The following is an 18,994-nucleotide window of genomic DNA, read 5'->3' as shown; positions in this document are numbered from 1 at the left end:
CCGTCGACTTCACCCAGCCATGTCCGACTACAACGCCATCCGCGAGGAGTGCCTCGCCGCCAACCTGGCCTTGCCGAAGACGGGTCTCGTCGACCTCACCTTCGGGAATGTCTCGGTGGCCGATCCGGAACGGCGGGTCTTCGCCATCAAGCCGAGCGGCGTCGATTACACCGAGCTGACCGCCGCCGACATGGTGATCCTCGATTTCGACGGCAACACGGTCGAAGGCGACCTGCGCCCGTCGTCGGACACGCCGACCCACCGCTGCCTGTTCCTGAACTTCCCCGGCATCCGTTCGGTCGTTCACACCCACTCGCGCTCGGCGGTCGCCTTCGCACAGGCCGGTGTGGACCTGCCGTGCTTCGGCACCACCCACTGCGACTACTTCCACGGTCCGGTGCCGGTCACGCGCGGCATGACTCCGGAGGAAGTCGGGGGCGACTACGAATGGGAAACCGGCCAGGTCATCGTCGAGCGCTTCAAGGCCGCCGAAATCGATCCGCTGAACGTGCCCGCCGTCCTCGTCCGCAACCACGGCCCCTTCGCCTGGGGACCGAGCGGAGCCAAGGCCGTCGAAACCGCGCAAGCTCTCGAAATCGTGGCCGACATGGCCATCAAGACCCTCGCGGTGAACCCCTCCGCACCACAAGCCCCCGAGCATCTCCTGAACAAGCACTTCTTCCGCAAGCACGGACCCGGCGCCTACTACGGACAGCCGAAAACCTCTCAATCCTGACCCCAAACCCACACAACCCATGCACTACATCGCCTCAACCCTGCCCCAGCTGTCCGGTATCGATTGGACGGTCATCGGGCTGTATTTCTGCCTGCTGGTCGGCATCGTCTACTGGTCGTCCAAGCAGCAGAAGAGCACGGCCGACTACTTCCTCGCGGGACGGCATGCCGGATGGTTCGTCGTCGGTTGCTCGATCTTCGCATCGAACATCGGCTCCGAACACATCGTCGGACTCGCCGGCTCCGGCGCCAACAACGGCCTCGCCCAGGCTCACTGGGAGATGCAGGGCTGGGTGCTGCTGCTGCTCGCCTGGTTCTTCGTGCCCTTCTACTACAGCTCCGGTGTCTTCACGATGCCCGAGTTCCTCGAGAAGCGCTTCGACGCCCGCTCCCGCTGGGTGCTCTCGATCGTTTCCCTGATCGCCTACATCTTCACCAAGGTGTCGGTGACGGTTTACGCCGGTGCGATTGTCTTCCAGACGCTGCTGCCCGACACCTTCCAGTTCGGGCCGCCCGAACAGTGGGCCGAGAACGCGTTCTGGGTCGGCGCCTTCACTACCGTAATACTGACCGGGATCTACACGATCTTTGGCGGCCTCCGAGCCGTCATCTACACCGAGGTCGCGCAGACCGCGGTGCTGCTGGTCGGCTCGGCCTTCATCACGCTGTTCGGCCTCGGCAAACTCGGCGGCTGGTCCGAACTCGTCGCCACCGCCAAGCCCAACGCCGAAGCCTTCGCCCTGTGGCGTCCGCTCAGCGACCTCAACTTCCCGTGGCTCGGCGTAATGATCGCCTCGGTCATCATCGGTGTGTGGTACTGGTGTACTGACCAATACATCGTCCAGCGCACGCTCGCCTCGAAGGACCTCAAGAACGCCCGACGCGGTGCGATCTGGGGCGGCGCGCTCAAGATCTTCCCGGTCTTCATCTTCCTCGTCCCCGGCATGATCGGATGGGCGCTTCACCAGAAGGGAGCCATCGTGATTCCGACCGACGGCGAAGGCAACCTCGCCGGCGACACGATCTTCCCGACCATGGTCGCCTCGCTGCTTCCGCTCGGACTTCGCGGTCTCGTGGTGGCCGGCCTGATGTCGGCCCTGATGTCCTCGCTCGCCTCGCTGTTTAACTCCTGCGCGACCCTGTTCACGGTCGACATCTACGACAAGCTCCGCCCCGGCCAGAGCGAGACCAAGCTGGTCCGCGTCGGTCGGATCGCGACCATCGTCGTCGTCGGCTTCGGCCTGATCTGGATTCCGGTCATGAAGGTGATCTCGGAGAAGAGCAAGGGGCTCTACGACTACCTCCAGAACTTCCAGGGATTCCTCGCACCGCCGATTTTCGCGGTCTTCATCCTCGGCCTGTTCGTCAAGCGAGTGAACGCTTCGGGTGCCTTCGTAGGGCTGCTCACCGGCTTCATCGCCGGGATGTTCAAGCTCACCGTCCAGACGCTTTCGAAGTCAGGCACACTTGAAGAAGGAACCCTGCTGTTCAAGATCGGTGACTACAACGGCTACTACGCCTGCGGATGGCTCACCCTGCTGAGCGTGCTGGTGATTGTCGGGGTTTCCCTCGCAACCCCTCCTCCGTCCGAGGAGAAACTGAAGAACCTCACCATGTCGACCCTGAGCCCCGAGGCGAAGAAAACGTGGAAGGACTCCATCGGCCTCAGCGACTATCTCGGCACTGCCGCAGTGATCCTCATCATCCTCGTCGGCTATCTCTACTTCAGCTTCTGGCTGAGCTGATAGCTCTCGTAAACTCACGGGACCGGCGATTGCCCGCGCCGGTCCCGCATCCTTTCGACCCATCGTGAAAACCCTCATCGCCTCACTTGCCCTCACGACCCTCTCCGCCCTCGCCCAGGACGGAGGCTACCTGTTCCTCACCTTCCGTGGTGAAGCCACGCCGATGAGCGAGCAGATCCACTTCATGGTCAGTGAGGACGGCCTGGACTGGCAGCAACTGAACCACGGCGAACCCGTCCTCGTCAGCCACGTCGGCGAAAAAGGAGTCCGGGATCCCTACATCCTGCCGTCACCGGACCGCTCGAAGTTCTTCCTGATCGCGACCGACCTTTCGATCAACCTGACCAAACATGACTGGGGCCGCGCGGTCCGTGGCGGCAGCAAGTCACTGGTCGTCTGGGAATCAAAGAACCTGCTCGACTGGTCCGAACCGCGCCTGGTCAAGGTCGCGCCCGACACCGCCGGATGCACCTGGGCGCCGGAGGCGATCTACGACGAACAACGTGGCGAGTACATGGTGTTCTGGGCGTCCACGACTTCGGACGACGACTTCGGCAAGCAACGAATCTGGGCCGCGCACACCAAGGACTTCCGCACCTTCGGCAAGCCCTTCGTCTATATCGAGAAGCCGACCACCGTGATCGACACGACCATCGTCCGCGATCAGGGGACCTACTACCGCTTCACCAAGGACGAGAAGCATAAGGCGATCACCCTTGAGAAGAGCAAGAACCTGATGACGGGTTGGGAAGACATGCCCGACTTCTCCCTGGGGCGGCTTACCGGTTACGAGGGCCCCGCGTGCTTCCGCCTCAAATCGAACAAGCCCGGCGAGGACGGCAAGTGGTGCCTGCTTCTCGATTGGTATGCCACCGGCCGTGGCTACCAGCCATACGTCACCGACGACCTCGCCGGCGGCGAATTTGTCGAACGCGATGCCATGAAGTTCCCCTTCCATCCCGTCCGCCACGGATCGGTCCTGCCGGTAACGAAAGAGGAGATGGCTTCCTTGATCGGAAAGTGGGGCAAATTCGAGATTGGCTCCGATTCACCTCAGGTGAAGACCCGGAACATCGTCGTCGACACGGCAGCCGGAACCGTTGAGCTGCCCGTGATGCCCGGCACCGACCTGAAGGCATTCGATCCACAACTCACGACGAACTCCGGAGCCGAGATCAAGCCGAAGGGCCCCCAGGACTTTTCCAAAGGACCGGTTGTCTACCATATCGGCGCCGACCGCACCCTCGAGGTTTCGGCCGTCGAGAATCACAACCCGGTGCTCAATGGCTACTTCGCCGATCCCGACACCATCTGGTCCGAGAAGGAGAAGAAGTTCTTCATCTACCCCACCAGCGACGGCTACGACGGCTGGTCCGGCACCTACTTCAAGGCCTTCTCGTCGCCCGACCTTGTTAACTGGACCGACGAGGGAGTCATCCTCGACCTCGGGAAGGACGTGAAGTGGGCCGACCGCAACGCCTGGGCTCCGTGCATGATCGAGCGCAAGATCAACGGCAAGTATCGCTACTTCTACTACTTCACGGCAGCCCAGAAGATCGGCGTGGCCGCCTCCGACGAACCGACCGGCCCCTTCCGTGATCTCGGAAAACCGATCGTCGACTTCAAGCCCCGCGGTGTCACCGGCGGCCAGGAGATCGATCCGGACGTCTTCGAGGACCCGGAGTCCGGCAAATGCTATCTCTACTGGGGAAACGGGTATCTCGCCGCGGGCGAACTCAGCGCCGACATGGCGAGCGTGAACCGCCGGACCGTGAAGGTGCTCACGCCGGATGAGACTTTCCGTGAGGGAATTCACATCTTCTATCGCAAGGGCACCTACTACTTCCTGTGGTCGGAGGACGACACCCGGAGCCCGAACTACCGGGTGCGTTACGCGATGGCGAAGACCCCGCTAGGACCGCTGGAAATCCCGGAGAACAACCTCGTGATCGCCCGCCACGATGATGAAGGCATCTTCGGCACGGGGCACAACTCCAGCATCTCCGTCCCCGGAACCGACGAGCACTATCTCGTTTACCACCGCTTCACCTACCCCCACGGGATCGAGATGGGCGACCGCGCCGGCTTCCACCGTGAGATCTGCATCGACCGGATGGAGTTCGACGAGAACGGCTACATCCGCCAGGTGACGCCGACCCATTCCGGAGTGACCCGGAAGTAGGGCGGTTGCAGATTCTTCCCGAATCAGGAGAGCGGCTTTTCAATCCGCTCATCGCTGGGAATCGATACGAGAGATGCAGCGGCTTAAAAGGCCGTCCTCTCCAACTGCCGCTACGGCAGTTCGTAGGGTCCGTCCGGAACCGGTTCTCCGAACACCGGCGTGCCATCCGCGGCCCACTTGACCAACTGGGCCCGCGTGGCGCGGTCGTGGTTGTAGAGCGGCTCACCGTCGATGTGCTCGTAGCTGCGGGCGTGGTAGAAAATGATGTCCGTCTTGCCGTCGGGCGTCGTGGTGAAACAGTTGTGCCCGGTGCCGAACTGGCTGTTCTCCCGACTCGTCTTGAGCACGGGCTTCCGTGACTTGCTCCATGACTTCGGATCGAGCAGGTCGGCATCCGCATCGGCGGTCAGCATGCCCAGGCAGTAGTTCGCATCCGTAGCGCTGGCCGAGTAGGTCATGAAGACCTTGCCGTGGCGGATCAACACGGCAGGCCCTTCGTTCACCCGATGCCCGCGATTCTCCCAATCATATTCGGGATGGGTGAGCATCACCGGCTCTCCGGTGATCGAGGTCGGACTGTCCATCTTGGCGATGTAGATGTTCGTACCGTCGTAGGGCGGCGCGCCGCGCTGCGTCCAGACGTAGTAGCGCGTTCCCTTGTAGCTGAAGGTAGTCGCATCGAGGGAGAAGGACTCCCACGCAAGCTTGATCTTCCCCTTCTCAATCCACTTGCCGGTCAGTGGATTCGGACCGGCGCACTCCATCACATGCGGACGGATATCCCAGACATGCTCGGCCGGAGCTGCGGTGAAGTAGAGATACCAACGACCGTCGATATGGTGGATCTCCGGGGCCCAGATGTGCGCCCCCATGGCTCCCTTGTCGTGCTTTCGCCAAACGGTCTCCGGCGATGCCTTCGAGAGCCCACCGATGGTTTTCGCGCGACGCAGCTCGATGCGGTCATACTCCGGCACGGTCGCAGCCATGTAGTAGTAGCCGTCGCTGTGCAGGAAAACGTGTGGGTCGGCACGCTTCGGCAGGATTGGATTGGTCCAATCGGCCGCGTAGGCGACGGCACAAGAAAGCAACGAAGCGACCACCAGGAAAGACGGGAAGACAGGCGGAGGTTTCATCGTGACAGGTAGAATCGCAGCAGGATGTCAGAAGGGCGGTCCCGAACGATACGAAAAAGCGCTTGGGGTCCATGAATACCCCAAGCGCTTCGTAACGATCCCATCGATCAGTAAGAAATTGCCAAATGCTTCTGCTTCAGGTCACCCGGAGCCATCCGCTCCACGTGGCCGTCGGCGAAGACGAACATCCCCTTGCCGTCGCCGAAGCGGAAGAAGTCGGGAAGGTCATTGTACTGCTGCTCATCGGCTAGGCCGTCGGGCAGCTTCAGAGGCTTCTGGGCAAGGTTACGGTTGCTTTTTGGAACCGTACCATCGGCCGGAAAACCGCCTCCCGCCATGTTGCGCATCGCCCAAGCGATGGCGTGCGCGGACTTGTACTGGGCGTCCTCACCCGCGGGCGGCATGCTGCAAAGAAGGAACTGCTCGGCCGGGCGCATCAGGCGGTTCTGGGTAACGCGCCACTTCGGCGCCGCTTCTCCGGTATTCCGGTCCGGCGGACCCGAGTCGGCGAAAACATACGGATTACCACCGAAATGAGTAACGGTCCAGTCAGCACCCGGATCCACTTTCACGTTCAGGACCGGAGAACGGAAGGTGTCACCCTGGATCGATCCACCACCCTCGCCGAGCGTGTACTCCAAGGTTGCCGTGGCCCACGACTTGCCCGAGGTCCAGTTGTAGCCTGCGGGGAAGTATCCGATGTCGGTCGAGTAGGCGCTCACCGCAAGAGCCGCCTGGCGGAGATTGCTGAGCTCGGCGGCGGTGCGCGAGGCACGGATGGCCCGCTTGCCGACGACGAAAGAGATCGCGACGAGGGCCGCGACGATCACGATCACGACCATCAGTTCGATGAGAGTGAAACCGCGACGGGTTTGACGATGGGTTTGCTTCATTTCAGTGGGTTGGTTGGCGTAATGAGAAAATACCACAAATTGGGGATTGGCCCAAATGGGTAGATCACCGGATGGTGATGGGTTTCGAGGATCTCATCCCCTTCACCTCATGAGAACCCGGTCCAGGCCGCAAACCCGACATTCGCATCGAAGATTGCGCCCATTTTCCATGAAACTGTCGGGATTCCGGGCCAAAATCCGTTTCTACGGGGCGCGCCCGGCGGTAAAATCCAAGTCTTGGAATGCCCCGGCAAACCCGTCCGTGATTCCCAACACCTCCACCCGATGACCCGATTTCTTCTCTCCCTAAGTTTCCTCAACCTATTGGCCGCCGCAGCTCCTGCGGAATCACCCGGCCACTTCCATGAATGGGCCGAGAAGCCGCCGCTGGGTTGGAACAGCTGGGACATTTTCGGCACCAGTGTGACCGAGGCCCAGATCCGCGAACAGGCGGACGCCATGGCCGAGCACCTCCTGCCCTCCGGCTACGACATCCTGACGGTCGACATCCAGTGGTACGAGCCGAATGCGAAAGGTCACTACTACACGCCGGGCGCGGAGCTGGCGATGGACGATCACAGCCGCCTAATTCCTGCGGAGAACCGCTTTCCCTCCGCCGCCGGCGGCAAGGGTTTCAAGCCGCTGGCGGACTTCGTCCATTCGAAGGGGCTGCGGTTCGGCATTCACATCATGAGGGGCATCCCCCGGCAGGCGGTCGAAGCGAACACACCGGTGCTCGGAACCGACCTCCGGGCTCGCGACATCGCCAACACCGACTCCATCTGCCCGTGGAATCCGGACATGTTCGGTGTCGACGCGACCAAGGCCGGCGGCCAGGCCTACTACGATTCGATCTTCGCTCTCTATGCCTCGTGGGGTGTCGACTTCGTCAAGGTCGATGACATCTCGCGACCTTACGACGAGGTCCAGCGGGCCGAGATCGAGGCGATCCGCAAGGCGATCACCAAAACCGGCCGAAAGATCGTGCTCAGCCTCTCTCCGGGTGCGACTCCGGTCACCGCCGGCCCCCACGTCATGGCGCACGCGAACATGTGGCGGATCACCGACGACTTCTGGGACCGCTGGGGATTGCTCTACGCGATGTTCGAGAGGACCGACGCATGGACGCCGTTCCGGGGACCCGGGCACTTCCCGGATGCCGACATGCTCCCCATTGGAATCGTCGAGTTCGACCGACCGACCCACTTCACCCGCGACGAACAGTACACCCTGATGTCGCTGTGGAGCATCGCCCGCTCACCCCTGATCTTCGGTGGCGACATGACGAGGCTGGATGACTTCACGAAAGAGATGCTGACCAACCCCGAGATGCTGGAACTCAACCAGAACAGCACCAACAACCGTCAGGTCTACCGCAAGAAGAACCTGATCGTCTGGACGGCCGACGCCGTGGGGAGCGAAGACAAATACGTCGCTCTCTTCAACGCGCAGAGCAAGGGAGAGGAGCTGGATTTCGCCAATGCGGACTACGCCAGCCCGGTGATCGCCGGCCTCGGACGTTCCCAAGAAGTCGAGGTTTCGTTGAAGGACGGCAAAAGGCTCGTCCTCTATGTGAAGGATGCCGGCGACGGCTTCGAGTTCGACCACGCCGTGTGGGTCGATCCGGTTCTTCGCGGTCCTTCGGGCGAGCGCAAACTGACCGAACTGACCTGGAGCCAGGCGGACTCCGGATGGGGACAGCCCCGCGTGAACCGCACCTGCGAGGACCAGCCATTGATGGTCGACGGGCAGGAAGTCGGGGGCATTGGCACCCACTCCAACTCGATGATCGTTTACGATCTTCCCGAAGGTTTCGACCGCTTCACCGCGAAGGGCGTCGTGACCAACAAGGGGTCCGTGGTCTTTGGCGTTCTTGTCGACCGGGGTGGTGAGCAAGTTCAGGACGAGACCGAAGTGGCGGTCCAACTGAAGGACATCGGAATCGAGGGCAAGGTGATGGTGCGCGATCTCTGGAAGCGCGAGATCATCGGCGAATTCGAGGGCGAGTTCAGCCAGACCATCCCGCTCCACGGAGCCGGTCTTTACCGCCTCCGGCCCACGCCCTGAGAGTGCTCGCTAGAGCCTCTCAGCGGTGCCGCCCGAATCGGCTGAAATAGGGAGAGCGGCTTTGCAAGCCGCCCGCTTTGTCGGGAGATCCAAGCAACCGTGCAGCGGCTTTCAAAGCCGCTCTCCACAAGACCTTGGCTCTTTGCGGTTCGGAGTATGCCGCCTGCGCCTCACGGGCGCGGTTGGCATTCCGCTCAACCGCCCGCGGTCGACTCCGGTGAAGCCCCTTGGCGCTTGATCCGGATGAACTGAACGGACATCGCCGGCAGCGTATGATCAAACTCGCTTCCGACTTCCAGATCGCTCTCCTCGATCCTGACCCTGTCCGGATGGAAGATCGTGTTTATCGCCGAACGATCGCCTGACAGCGAGAACAAGGTTGCGGCCGGGTCCACCCTCCCCACCCCTTCCAAGGTGATCGACGCCTCCATCGGATCGTCTGTCGGATTGACCAGCTTGAGAATCACCTCACCGGTCCGCCGGTCGAGCGTGGACGAAAGACAGACCGGAGGCGGATCAAGGTGGACGTCATGGACGAGCTCCTGATCGAGAAAACAGCGGATGTTCCCGGGGCCCAACTCGATCTTCAGATCGTACCAGCGGCCGGACTCGATCACCCCGGGCTTCTGGTCGAGCTGGCGGTTTCCACTGGAGTGGATCTGTTCGATCGCGTGGAGGGAATTGTTCCAGCCACCCAGGTTCCACCAGTAGGTGTCGTCGTGGTTGTTGCCGCCGAAAGCGATCAGGAACCCTTCGTCCCCGCCCGTCTTCCTGGCTCGTAGCGTGTAGGCGACGGTCTTTCCGGCATAACGTTCGTTGCTCAGACGCAGCGCTCCTTCGAATGCCACATCCGTCTGCGACCACCGGCTGCCTTCTCCGAGAAACTGTCCGCCCCGGCTCCTCCAAAGCGAAGGATCCACCGCGACACCGTTCACCTTCAGATCCTCGACCTCCACGCTGGTGCGCCATGAACCGAAGCCGACCGAACCCGCAACCGTAGCGACAGCATGGTGTCGGGCACGCCGCACGGTGTTCGGCAAAAACACGTCGCCCTTGTGCTGTGAGAACATCTGCTGGACGTGGTAGTTGGCGGAACGGACGACGGTTCGCTTGTCGAAGTAGATCATGTCGGGATTCCACTGGCTGTGGTGCGCATGTCCGAACAAGGGCGCGTAGCAGGTCATGTCGACAATGTCCGCATTGCGCTCGACACCCGTGAGGTAGGCAGCCTCGGCCACCGCGTTGAACATCGAGCTACCCTTCGAGGCATACTCGCCGATGAAAATCTTCGGCTTGCTCCGATCGAACGAGTCGAAGCGGGCCACGTTCCCGAGGAACCATTCCGGGCTCTCGTAGTAGTGCTCGTCCGCGCTATAGACCTCTTGCTCCGCCATCAGGTCGTAGATCGGGATCTGCCAACCGAGTCCCGACGTCCCGATGATCTTCAGATCGGGGTGCGCCTCCCGAACCGCCTTCACGAATAGCGGAAACCGCTCCCGAAAGAGCTCGTTGTCATGCGGCTCGTTGCCGATGCAGATGAACTCGAGACCGAAGGGCTCCGGGTGGCCCATCCCGGCGCGCACGGCACCCCACTCGCTGTCGACCGGACCGTTGGCGAACTCGATCAGATCGAGCGCGTCCTGCACGCAGCCATCCATTTCCTCCATCGGCACCGCCTGCTGGGGCGGCCGGAATCCGCAGGACACCCCCACCGGAACCACGGGTAGCGGCGCCATTCCGAGGTCCTCACAGAGCAGGAAATACTCGAAGTAACCGAGCCCGTAGGTCTGATGATAACCCCACAGATTCCAGTTCGGCTTGCGCTCGGCGACATCACCGACCGTGTCCTTCCACGAGTAGGCGTTCTCCAGTCCCTGACCGTGCGCGATGCAGCCACCGGGGAAGCGCATGAACTTCGGATTCAGATTCTGCAGCGTCTCGACCAGATCCTTTCGGAGCCCTCCCTTGCGGGCCTTCCACGTGTCCTGCGGGAATAGAGAAACCATGTCCAGATGCAGCGTGCCTTGCCCCGGCGTCGACACGATCAGACGTCCGACATCGGAAGTCAGTCGGGAGAAGATCTCCGTATCGAACTTCGCCCAGCCTTCACCGATCCCCTCGACCTTCGCCGTCCCTGCGACCTTGCCATTGGCATCCTCGATCACGACATCCAGTCTCGCAGGCCCCTGCCAATCGCTCACGCGGGCATAGAGCGAGAAGTCATAGCGTGCACCGTCGTCGAGCCGGATGCCGTCGAACCCGAGATTCCGGATTCCCGCACTCCCCGGTTTGCTGATCCGCAGCACGGCGTGGTGGGGATTGTTGGCATGAATCGGAGAATCGGATGACACCTCCAGCAGGCACCGGGCCCCGTCGCGCTCGACCTTCTCCCAAGCGAAAAGCGGATGCATGTCCCGGCCCGCCGGATCATTGCCGTTCACCCCGTGATATTCGAATGACCGGTTCTGGATCAGTTCCGCATAAAGCCCACCATCGGCCGCGAAGTTGATGTCCTCGAAAAAGAGACCGTAGAGATGAGGGCTGAGTTCGACCGACGGGTTCGCGACATCGACCGTGATCTCCACGTCCGCGGCGGGGGAAAATAGCGGTATCGCAGCCAGCACGGAGCAGGCGGCGATCAAAGGGTTTGTTTTCATAAAGCTTGTTGGGGAATCGGACGCTATCGCCACAGGGAGACCGTCATTGGGATTCGAACGCCCACTGCTGGTTCGCCCCTCCGTTTCCGGTCCACTGCACGACGTTCGCTCCGTTGGCATTCGATGCCTCGAAGACATCGAGGCACCGGTTGCTGTGGGCTGCCCGCAGGGTGTAGAAGCCGCTGCCGACAAACTCGATCGTCCACTCCTGGTTCGGCTTCGCGGTCGCATCCCAAACGGCCACATTCGCGCCGTCCTTGAACGAGTCGCCGTACACATCGAGATAGCGGGAACTGGCGACGTTCATGATGTGGTAGCGGTTGCCTCCGAGATTCTTCAGCCTCCACTTCTGGGCATTGTCGGAAACCGACATCCGCTGTTCGACATTGCCGCCGAGCCCGTCCTGGGCCGTGAGGGCTTTGCCGCTGTTCCGGTTGACCAGCTTGTAGATTCCGTCCGGCAGATCATAGGCACCCGCAACGAAACACTGGTTCTCCTCCCGGAAGACTTCGACGCCCTCTTTGGATGCCGAGAGCACGAGATAGAGCGGGGTTCCATTCGGAACATCCGGGGTCGTAAAACGGATCTGCTCAGTCGTCTTGTAGCCGTAGGGCACATTGACGGTAAAGGATCCGGATTCTTCCAGTTCGCCGTCGGCCGAGCCGTTCCGGAGCGCCCAGGAAACCTCCACGGATGTGCCGCCGTGAAACATGTCGTTGAAGACCGAGAGCGAGCGGGCAACCTCGGATCCCGGCGACAGATACGGCGGATGCGCCGGCCAATCCCCCGCAGTGTTCGAGAGGCGCGTGGTATCCCAATACGCCGCATCGGCCACCAGCATCGGATGGAACCCTGCCTGGACCCGCCGGATCTGCGGATTGGCCCACGGATCAGGCAAGTTGTCTTCACCATAGAGCGGATAAAGCTCCTCGTCATTCCACGGCGGATTCTCAAGGCGCATGTCGCGCGTCCGGGTCCCGGGGATCACGCTCGCCCATGCGGAGAGCAAGGTGTAGGGGCGTATGTCGGAGGCGCCCTTGATGCGCATGTTCGCCGTCGAAGTGGCGAACCACAGAAAACCCTGCGCGGTGTTGTCCCGGTCCCACAGATGCTCCCCTGATCCGAAAGGACGGTTGGCCACGGAGAACACCTCGTCGGTGTAGCGACCCCACTGCCGGTTGTCGGTGCCGTAGTGGCGGAAGCACGAGAAGTTGGCATGACCGAGGCCGCCGCGTTTGCTGCCGGGTTGGTAGTCATACTCGGCCGCATCGATACTGATCGGACGGGTGCCGTCGACTTCCATGGCCGCCGCATACAGCGCCTCTTGGAAGTCCACGCTGTCGGTCGCGCTCCAGTCCGGCTCGTTGCTGATGCTCAGCCGGACCACCGAGGCGTGATTGCGATCCCGGGCGAAGAGCTGGCGCACGTGATTGACCATGTTCTCACGTCCCTCGATGAAATCCTGCTGGTCCCCCGCCCCGCGGATCCCGGTTTCATCGATGATCATCAGTCCCATCTCGTCGCACACGTCGAGCATGTAGGGGCTGGCGGGAATCTGGTGGATCCGGACGACGTTGTAGTTGAGCCGCTGGAAGTTATCGACCGCCTTCGGCCATCCTTCCGGACCGGGAAGGAAACCGGGATAGGTGTCGAAGGCATTGCCCTGACCGTCGTGGTCGATGCGGTCGTAGTTCGCGCCCTGCAAGCTGTCGCCGCGGAAGTTCACCCGGCATCCGTTCAGCGTGTAGATGTTGTTCTCCTGACGGCACTCGCGAAATCCGAACCGCACCGACTTTTCGTGCGATGCGCCTCCGGAGAGCGAGAGATGGAGATCGTGGAGCTTGGCGGTGTAGCCCTCCTGGTACGGCACGTTCGGCCACCAATACGATTTGGCCCCGAGGTCCCAACTCACCGGACCCACGGTGACCTTGGTTGTCGACTTCGCCTGCAGCTTGATGGGCAGCTTCGGCAGCGACGGGTATGGCCAAGCGTCACCGTTCCATGAACTCAGGCTGCCTTCCAACGCGACCGTTCTCGGTTCGTCGGACGCGTTTCGGATCCAGACGTCGTAGCACAGGGATGTGTTCGACACATAGGGCCGGACGAACGCGTCGGCGATGTACAGTTCGGGGTAAATGAGCAGCTCCGCCGAACGGAAGATTCCTTGGGGCAGAAACTCCTTCGCCCAGCTACCGGCCCCATTCGGAACCAAGGAGCGACCGGTGCTGCTCAGGAGCGCGTCGTGCCCTTTGACGTGTAGCCGGATCTGGTGGTCAGAGCCGGGAGTCACATGCCCGGTGATGTCGAAGCTCGCCGGCGTGTAGGCCTGGGTGCTGGTGGCGACGAACCGGCCGTCGACGAACAGGTCCGCCTGGTAGTTCACCGCGCCGAATTTCAGGATCGTCACCTGCGGCGCGCCGCGATCCGGCACGTGAATGGTGCGCGAATAGTCGGCCTCGGATGTCCGGAAGCCCTGCTTGTACCAACCGCCGCCGGGAACCTCGATCTCCGTGTCGACTCGCTCCCCAGCCGACGCCCCCTTGTAGGAGAAATCCCACTCACCGGACAGATCGACCCGTTGGACCGGGTCGGCCCGAAGGGCATCCAGGCATGACACCATCAGAAGCGCAGCAACCGCGATCCACCACCCCCGCCGGTGGCTAAGCGTCGGGATCGCGCGGGCCGGGCGAATGCCGGTGCCCGCGCCGACGATTGCCGACGGTGCGTGATTCATGGGTTGCTTGCGAACTTGGCCGCTCTCCGGGAGCCGGAAGCGAAAGGGTTTGGGTCCGAGGGAAACGATTCCCTCATGTTGAAGAGAACGCCTTTTCGGTGCTCAACCCGACACCGGAATCCCTGATTCTTCCGAACTTTTCAGGGCTACGGGTCAACCCGGACGCGAAGGAACAATCTCGGCTCGCCACCCGCCGGACGGGTGAAGCGGATGAACTCCACTCCTGACACCGTTTCCACAGTTACCTGGCTCCCGGCGGCGGGGCTCCATGACCCTGCCAGACCCGTGTTCTCCTCCACCTCGAAAGTGAGATCCGTCGCCGCGACCGCGCGCCGGTAGATGATGCTCAGCTTCGGCTGGGTAGGATCCACCGATGGCATCAACCCTTGGTCGGCCGCCAGCGGATTGCCGCCGAAGGCGCGCTCGAAGAGGTTGCTCACCCCGTCCCCGTCCGGATCCTCATCATCCCCGGCGATTCCCGCCGACGAAATCGAACCGAAGAAACCGAACCGCCATTCCTCCCCAGGCGTCCACGTGGTGGCGGACTGCTCGCCGGAGTCTGGTCCCTCTCCGGTGCCATTCTCGGCGCTCACGACATAGTAGTAGGTCGCCCCGGGAACCAATCCGACATCCTCATAGGTGGTGTCGGCAATGCCCGAGGCAATCGTGACGAAGGGCCCGCCCTCCGTTTCCGAACGCTTCACCCGGTAGCTCAGGGCCGACTCCTCGGAATCCCAACTCAGCGCCGCCGACTGGGAAGACGCCGCAGCGGCGACCAGTCCTGTAGGTGCCGAAGGAATCGGTAGGAGTGCGATGAGTTCTTCCGGCGGAAGCGCGGCCGAACTGAAGCGGATGTTATCCATGCTCCCGTCGATGTGATCGACGAAGTTGCCATCGAACCAGCCCCGCCCGAAGGTCCACGTAAAGTCACTCAGCGCGAGGGCGTTGTCCGCCACACTCTGGGCGGAAATGTCGAGCGATCCGATCTGCTGGTAGCCGTTACCGTCATCGAGCCACATCGAAAGGGTCGAACCATCGCTCCGAACCGCCAGAGCATACCAGGCGCCGAGCTGGGGCGAATAGTTTCCGTCGAGCGTCCAACGTGCGCCACCGACGGTGCGGAAGTTGATACGGAACCGGTCATCGATTCCGTTGTTCTGGAGGTAGAAGTCCGAGGCGGCCACGCCGCCACTCGAGCCATCGCGGCCGATCAGGGTTCGCCACCCTGTCAGGTCCTCGAGATGCACTGTGGTCTCGATGGTCCACTGGGTCGGCGACCAGCCGTGAAGCGCCCCCCCACTGACGTACCCGTCCCGATTGCCGTCCGCTAGAACCATCGCCAGTCCGTCCCCGTTGGGCGGAGCGGCAGCTGTCCAGGAAGGGCCGACATTCGAATCGAAGCCGCGCAAGAGCAGACTGTTCACGGTATCCAACGCCCCTCCTGATCCGCTGGGCTGACCGTCGGGAGTGAACGCCTGACCGGCCACACCATCCTCGAATGTCCAGAAGGCGCGGGTGGTCGTCTGACCTGCCAAAGAGGCTATCGCGGAGGAATCGAGGGCGTGGTTGTAGATCCGGAAGTCATCGATCGATCCGTCGAAGAAAGGATCCGCGGGAAACTGGCTGGCTCCAATCAGATTGAGGGCCGGCTTGAAGTCGGAAGGCCGGAGCGTGACCGCTGTCGATTCGTCGGCCAGCGATCCATTCACGTAGAGGCACGAAGTCGACGGACCCAAGGTCACTGCCAAGTGCACCCACTCGCCCGTGACAAGGGCGGGTGCGTTGAGCTGCTGTTCGACACCTCCATCCTTGATCGAAAACCGCAAACCTCCACCGCCCGCTTTCGGACTGAGGTAGAGATACTCCTCGATGCCGTTGCCGAAGTCGAAGATACGCTGCCAATCCGACCCACCGTCCCAGCGCACCCACGCGGCGACCGTGATCTCTCCGTGATTGGCAATCTCGGCGGGAAGCACGGCCGATTGCGTGCCGTCCAGCACCAGTGCCTGAGACCCGATCCATCCGGGTCCGTATGTTGCGCCCCCCGTCGCCTCGGCGTGGTTGGCGTTGCCGGAGTCGTCATCCGAATCCCCCTCGAATCCGAGCTGCGTGACCAGTGTATCCACACCGCTGGGGGTGGCGTTGACCGTGCCGGAGTAGGGCGACCGGTTCAGCGATTCGTCCACCGCCTTGATCTTGTAAAAGTAGGGAACGGGCTGGTTCGCGGATTCATCGGTGAAGGCGGTCGCCGTCACGCCCCGCGCGATCATGTCGAAAGGACCGCCCGCATCAGTCGCACGGTAGATATTGTAGCCCGCGAGATCGGCCTCGCCGTTTGCCGTCCAGGAAAGATCGACCGTGACCGCATTGGCCGTTGCCACCAGATTGGCTGGCGCGGCCGGAGCCGCGAACTCGACCGCGGCGCCCACCGGAATGAGCCGCCATTGCTGGTTCGCTCCACCTGAACCCGCCCATTGCTGCACATTCGCCCCGTTGGCCGTTCCGGAGACCGCTCCGCCCAGGTTCACATCGAGGAACTTCCCGCTCCATCGGTTGCGGATGTGGAAATAGCCATCGCCCGCATACTCGAGATACCACTGCTGGTTCACACCGGCACCGGTGCCGAACTGAATCACGTTCGCTCCGTCGTTGTAGGAGGAGTTGAGGAGGTCAAGGCTCTGCCCGCTGTGCACGGCTCGGATCGTGAAGTAGCTGTAGTCACCTCCCACCGTCGATGGCAGCGGCTGGACGTCCCATTGCTGATTCTCGTTTCCGGTGAAGGCCCATTGCTGGACATTCGCGCCACCAGCCATGCTCGCCCCGTTCACATCAAGCACCTTGCCGCTGTGCTTTGCTACGAGGTAGTAGCGACCATCGACCGGTGGCTGGACGTCCTCGCCCCAAGTGATCCTCACCATCTTCTCGGCGTTGCGATGATCCGTCGTCCCGTAGCCGGGAGCACCTGTCGTGGTCACCGAATAGGACCGCTGTGGACCGTATCCGTCGTAGAAGACGGGGCGGTCCTTGCTGAAGAAGCGATAGGTGGTCGGAACGGCCTGCCGTTCCGACTCTCCGACAAAGCCCAGCACCTGCCCGTCGGGCGCCCGGTACACGGAGGCAGCCGTCCAGTTCGGCCGGTGTTCGGCGTATCCGAGCCGTTGGCCATCGCTGGCCTTCACGAATTCGCCGCGCGTGAGTTCCGCGGTTCCCCACCAGATTCCTCCCTCCATCCCGTATTCGGCGCCGACCATTGCCTCCATCACGTTGTGGAGTTCGTCGTTCATTCCGATGTCACCGTTGGAGGCCACCGATTGAAAAAACGCCGCGTAGCTGTCGAAGCTGCCGGCGAGCTGGTGCGTACATCCTTCCTCGATGAATCCGAAGCCGTTCAGCGGGTCGTACCACGGCGCGGCCTGGTCGTTGTTGAGCGTGCTCGCACCATAGAGGCGGATGCCGGCCATGTCGGCGCCGAAGGTGTTCCGGAGTTGCCAGCAGACATCACCGAGGCGCGTCGAGTCCCCTTGCCATGTCGTGTAATCCGGCTCGTTGAAGGGGGCAACCGAGACGACCGTGCGGCCGGCGGTATTGAACTTCTGAGTGGTGACGTTGATCAACTCGGCCCACGCGAACGGGTCCACACCGTTGGTTCCCTGGTAGGAGGCATGGAGCGAAACCGTGTCGTTGTTCAGGTAGATCTGGGTGTGGGCATCCGTCCAGGCATTGACAATCGCCAGCCGGTTGTTGAATTCCGTCAACCCAGACCCGGTCAGATCTTCACCGGCAACCGGTGTGTCGCCGGTGAACGAGCAGCGGATGACGTCCACCTGCGGCTGCCCCATGTAAATCGCGCCCCGGCGGACATGGGTTTCGCTGAGCCATGCGAGATCCAGCCCCCAGATCGGGATCGACTTGGTCACACCGGGATCGCTGGTGTCGAAGAACACGTCCCGGTCCTGCGACCACGCCGTGCCCAAGGCAACGATCAGGGTCAGCGGGATCCACGCCGCCACCCGAATCGGGCGCGGGTCTGGGAGAGACTGGGTCATCTGGGTTTCTGGCGACCGTCCGAATCGTCGGTCGTCACCCCCAAAGACACATTCCGACACCGAAACCCGACATGGTCATTGCCCACCTGCGGGGCTACACTCCTTGGATCCGACCCTTTCCACCTCCCAGATTCGGATGGACACCCTGTTGGGGGGCTTCGTATTCATTGGGAAACCCCAGAAATTCGATCAAGGAACCCCAATTCACCGCCTCGGGCGCTGAAGCCGCCTTGATCCTCCAGAAATGAGCGAAATCGAGAAAATCCTGGAAGCCGCGAGCGGCAATTCGCTTCACGTCTCCGAGGAAATGCTTCCCCTCGTCTATGACGAGTTGCGCTCGCTGGCCACCAAGCGGATGTCCGGCCAGGCGCCCGGCCAGACGATCCAGGCGACCGCCCTCGTCCACGAGGCATGGCTGCGCCTGACGGCCAATGCCGACAAGAAGTGGAACGACCGGGCCCATTTCTTCCGGGCCGCGGCGATCGCGATGCGGCACATCCTCGTCAACCGGGCGCGGGCCAAATCCAGCCTCAAGCGGGGTTCCGACCGGCCCAAGCTCGACATTTCCACTCTCGAGGTGGCCGACACCGCGCAGGAGGACCGGATTCTCGACGTCGATGAAGCCCTCGTCTCGCTCGAGAAAGAGGATCCGGACAGCGCCCGCGTCGTCACCCTCAAGTTCTTCGGCGGCCTGACGAACAAGGAGATCGCCGCCATGGACGAGGTGGCGGAACGGACGATCGAGCGCAAGTGGGCTTACGCCCGCAGCCGGCTCTACCAAATCATCACCGAGCGGTGCTGA

General features: G+C 62.2%; 10 protein-coding genes. 5 read left to right on the top strand and 5 right to left on the bottom strand.

All coding sequences use genetic code 11. The features are described 5' to 3' along the window. Positions 1-19: 19 nt before the first annotated feature. The 3 genes from araD (at position 20) to HAHE_RS18750 (ending at position 4,662) form a co-directional block, all read left to right on the top strand. The gene (gene araD, locus HAHE_RS18760; RefSeq protein WP_338686624.1) at positions 20-736 is read left to right on the top strand and encodes an L-ribulose-5-phosphate 4-epimerase AraD; all 717 of its coding nucleotides are present in this window, start codon (positions 20-22) and stop codon (positions 734-736) included. Positions 737-755: 19 nt separating this feature from the next. After that, positions 756-2,480 carry a sodium:solute symporter gene (locus HAHE_RS18755; protein WP_338686622.1) on the top strand — a complete coding sequence of 575 codons (1,725 nt, stop codon included), beginning with the start codon at positions 756-758 and terminating at the stop codon, positions 2,478-2,480. Positions 2,481-2,544: 64 nt separating this feature from the next. Next, positions 2,545-4,662, top strand: coding sequence for a family 43 glycosylhydrolase (locus tag HAHE_RS18750; protein ID WP_338686620.1), 2,118 nt, complete (start codon positions 2,545-2,547; stop codon positions 4,660-4,662). A gap of 110 nt (positions 4,663-4,772) precedes the next feature. Here the strand turns inward: HAHE_RS18750 and HAHE_RS18745 are convergent, their stop codons facing one another. Both HAHE_RS18745 and HAHE_RS18740 read right to left on the bottom strand, forming a co-directional pair. Next, positions 4,773-5,795 carry a glycoside hydrolase family 43 protein gene (locus HAHE_RS18745; protein WP_338686619.1) on the bottom strand — a complete coding sequence of 341 codons (1,023 nt, stop codon included), beginning with the start codon at positions 5,793-5,795 and terminating at the stop codon, positions 4,773-4,775. Between the two features lie 107 nt (positions 5,796-5,902). Continuing rightward, a complete protein-coding gene (locus tag HAHE_RS18740) occupies positions 5,903-6,688 on the bottom strand; it encodes a type II secretion system protein (RefSeq protein WP_338686618.1) in 786 nt (261 codons plus the stop codon). A gap of 285 nt (positions 6,689-6,973) precedes the next feature. Between HAHE_RS18740 and HAHE_RS18735 the strand changes: the two genes are divergently transcribed. Beyond that, positions 6,974-8,755: an NPCBM/NEW2 domain-containing protein gene (locus tag HAHE_RS18735; RefSeq protein WP_338686617.1), complete on the top strand. Its 1,782-nt coding sequence runs from the start codon at positions 6,974-6,976 to the stop codon at positions 8,753-8,755. A 194-nt stretch (positions 8,756-8,949) separates the two neighbouring features. Here the strand turns inward: HAHE_RS18735 and HAHE_RS18730 are convergent, their stop codons facing one another. From HAHE_RS18730 to HAHE_RS18720, 3 genes are all read right to left on the bottom strand, one after another. Continuing rightward, complete coding sequence (locus tag HAHE_RS18730; protein WP_338686616.1) at positions 8,950-11,412, bottom strand: alpha-L-arabinofuranosidase C-terminal domain-containing protein; 2,463 nt, start codon at positions 11,410-11,412, stop codon at positions 8,950-8,952. Between the two features lie 43 nt (positions 11,413-11,455). Beyond that, a complete protein-coding gene (locus tag HAHE_RS18725; protein WP_338686615.1) occupies positions 11,456-14,146 on the bottom strand; it encodes an RICIN domain-containing protein in 2,691 nt (896 codons plus the stop codon). Between the two features lie 146 nt (positions 14,147-14,292). Then, positions 14,293-18,192 (bottom strand): LamG-like jellyroll fold domain-containing protein, encoded by a 3,900-nt coding sequence (locus tag HAHE_RS18720; protein WP_338686613.1) that lies wholly within the window; start codon positions 18,190-18,192, stop codon positions 14,293-14,295. A gap of 244 nt (positions 18,193-18,436) precedes the next feature. Between HAHE_RS18720 and HAHE_RS18715 the strand changes: the two genes are divergently transcribed. Beyond that, positions 18,437-18,994 (top strand): ECF-type sigma factor, encoded by a 558-nt coding sequence (locus HAHE_RS18715; RefSeq protein ID WP_338686612.1) that lies wholly within the window; start codon positions 18,437-18,439, stop codon positions 18,992-18,994.

Origin of the sequence: Haloferula helveola (assembly GCF_037076345.1) — a bacterium.
GTDB lineage: Bacteria > Verrucomicrobiota > Verrucomicrobiia > Verrucomicrobiales > Akkermansiaceae > Haloferula > Haloferula helveola.
This window is presented reverse-complemented; position numbering and strand designations above follow the sequence as displayed.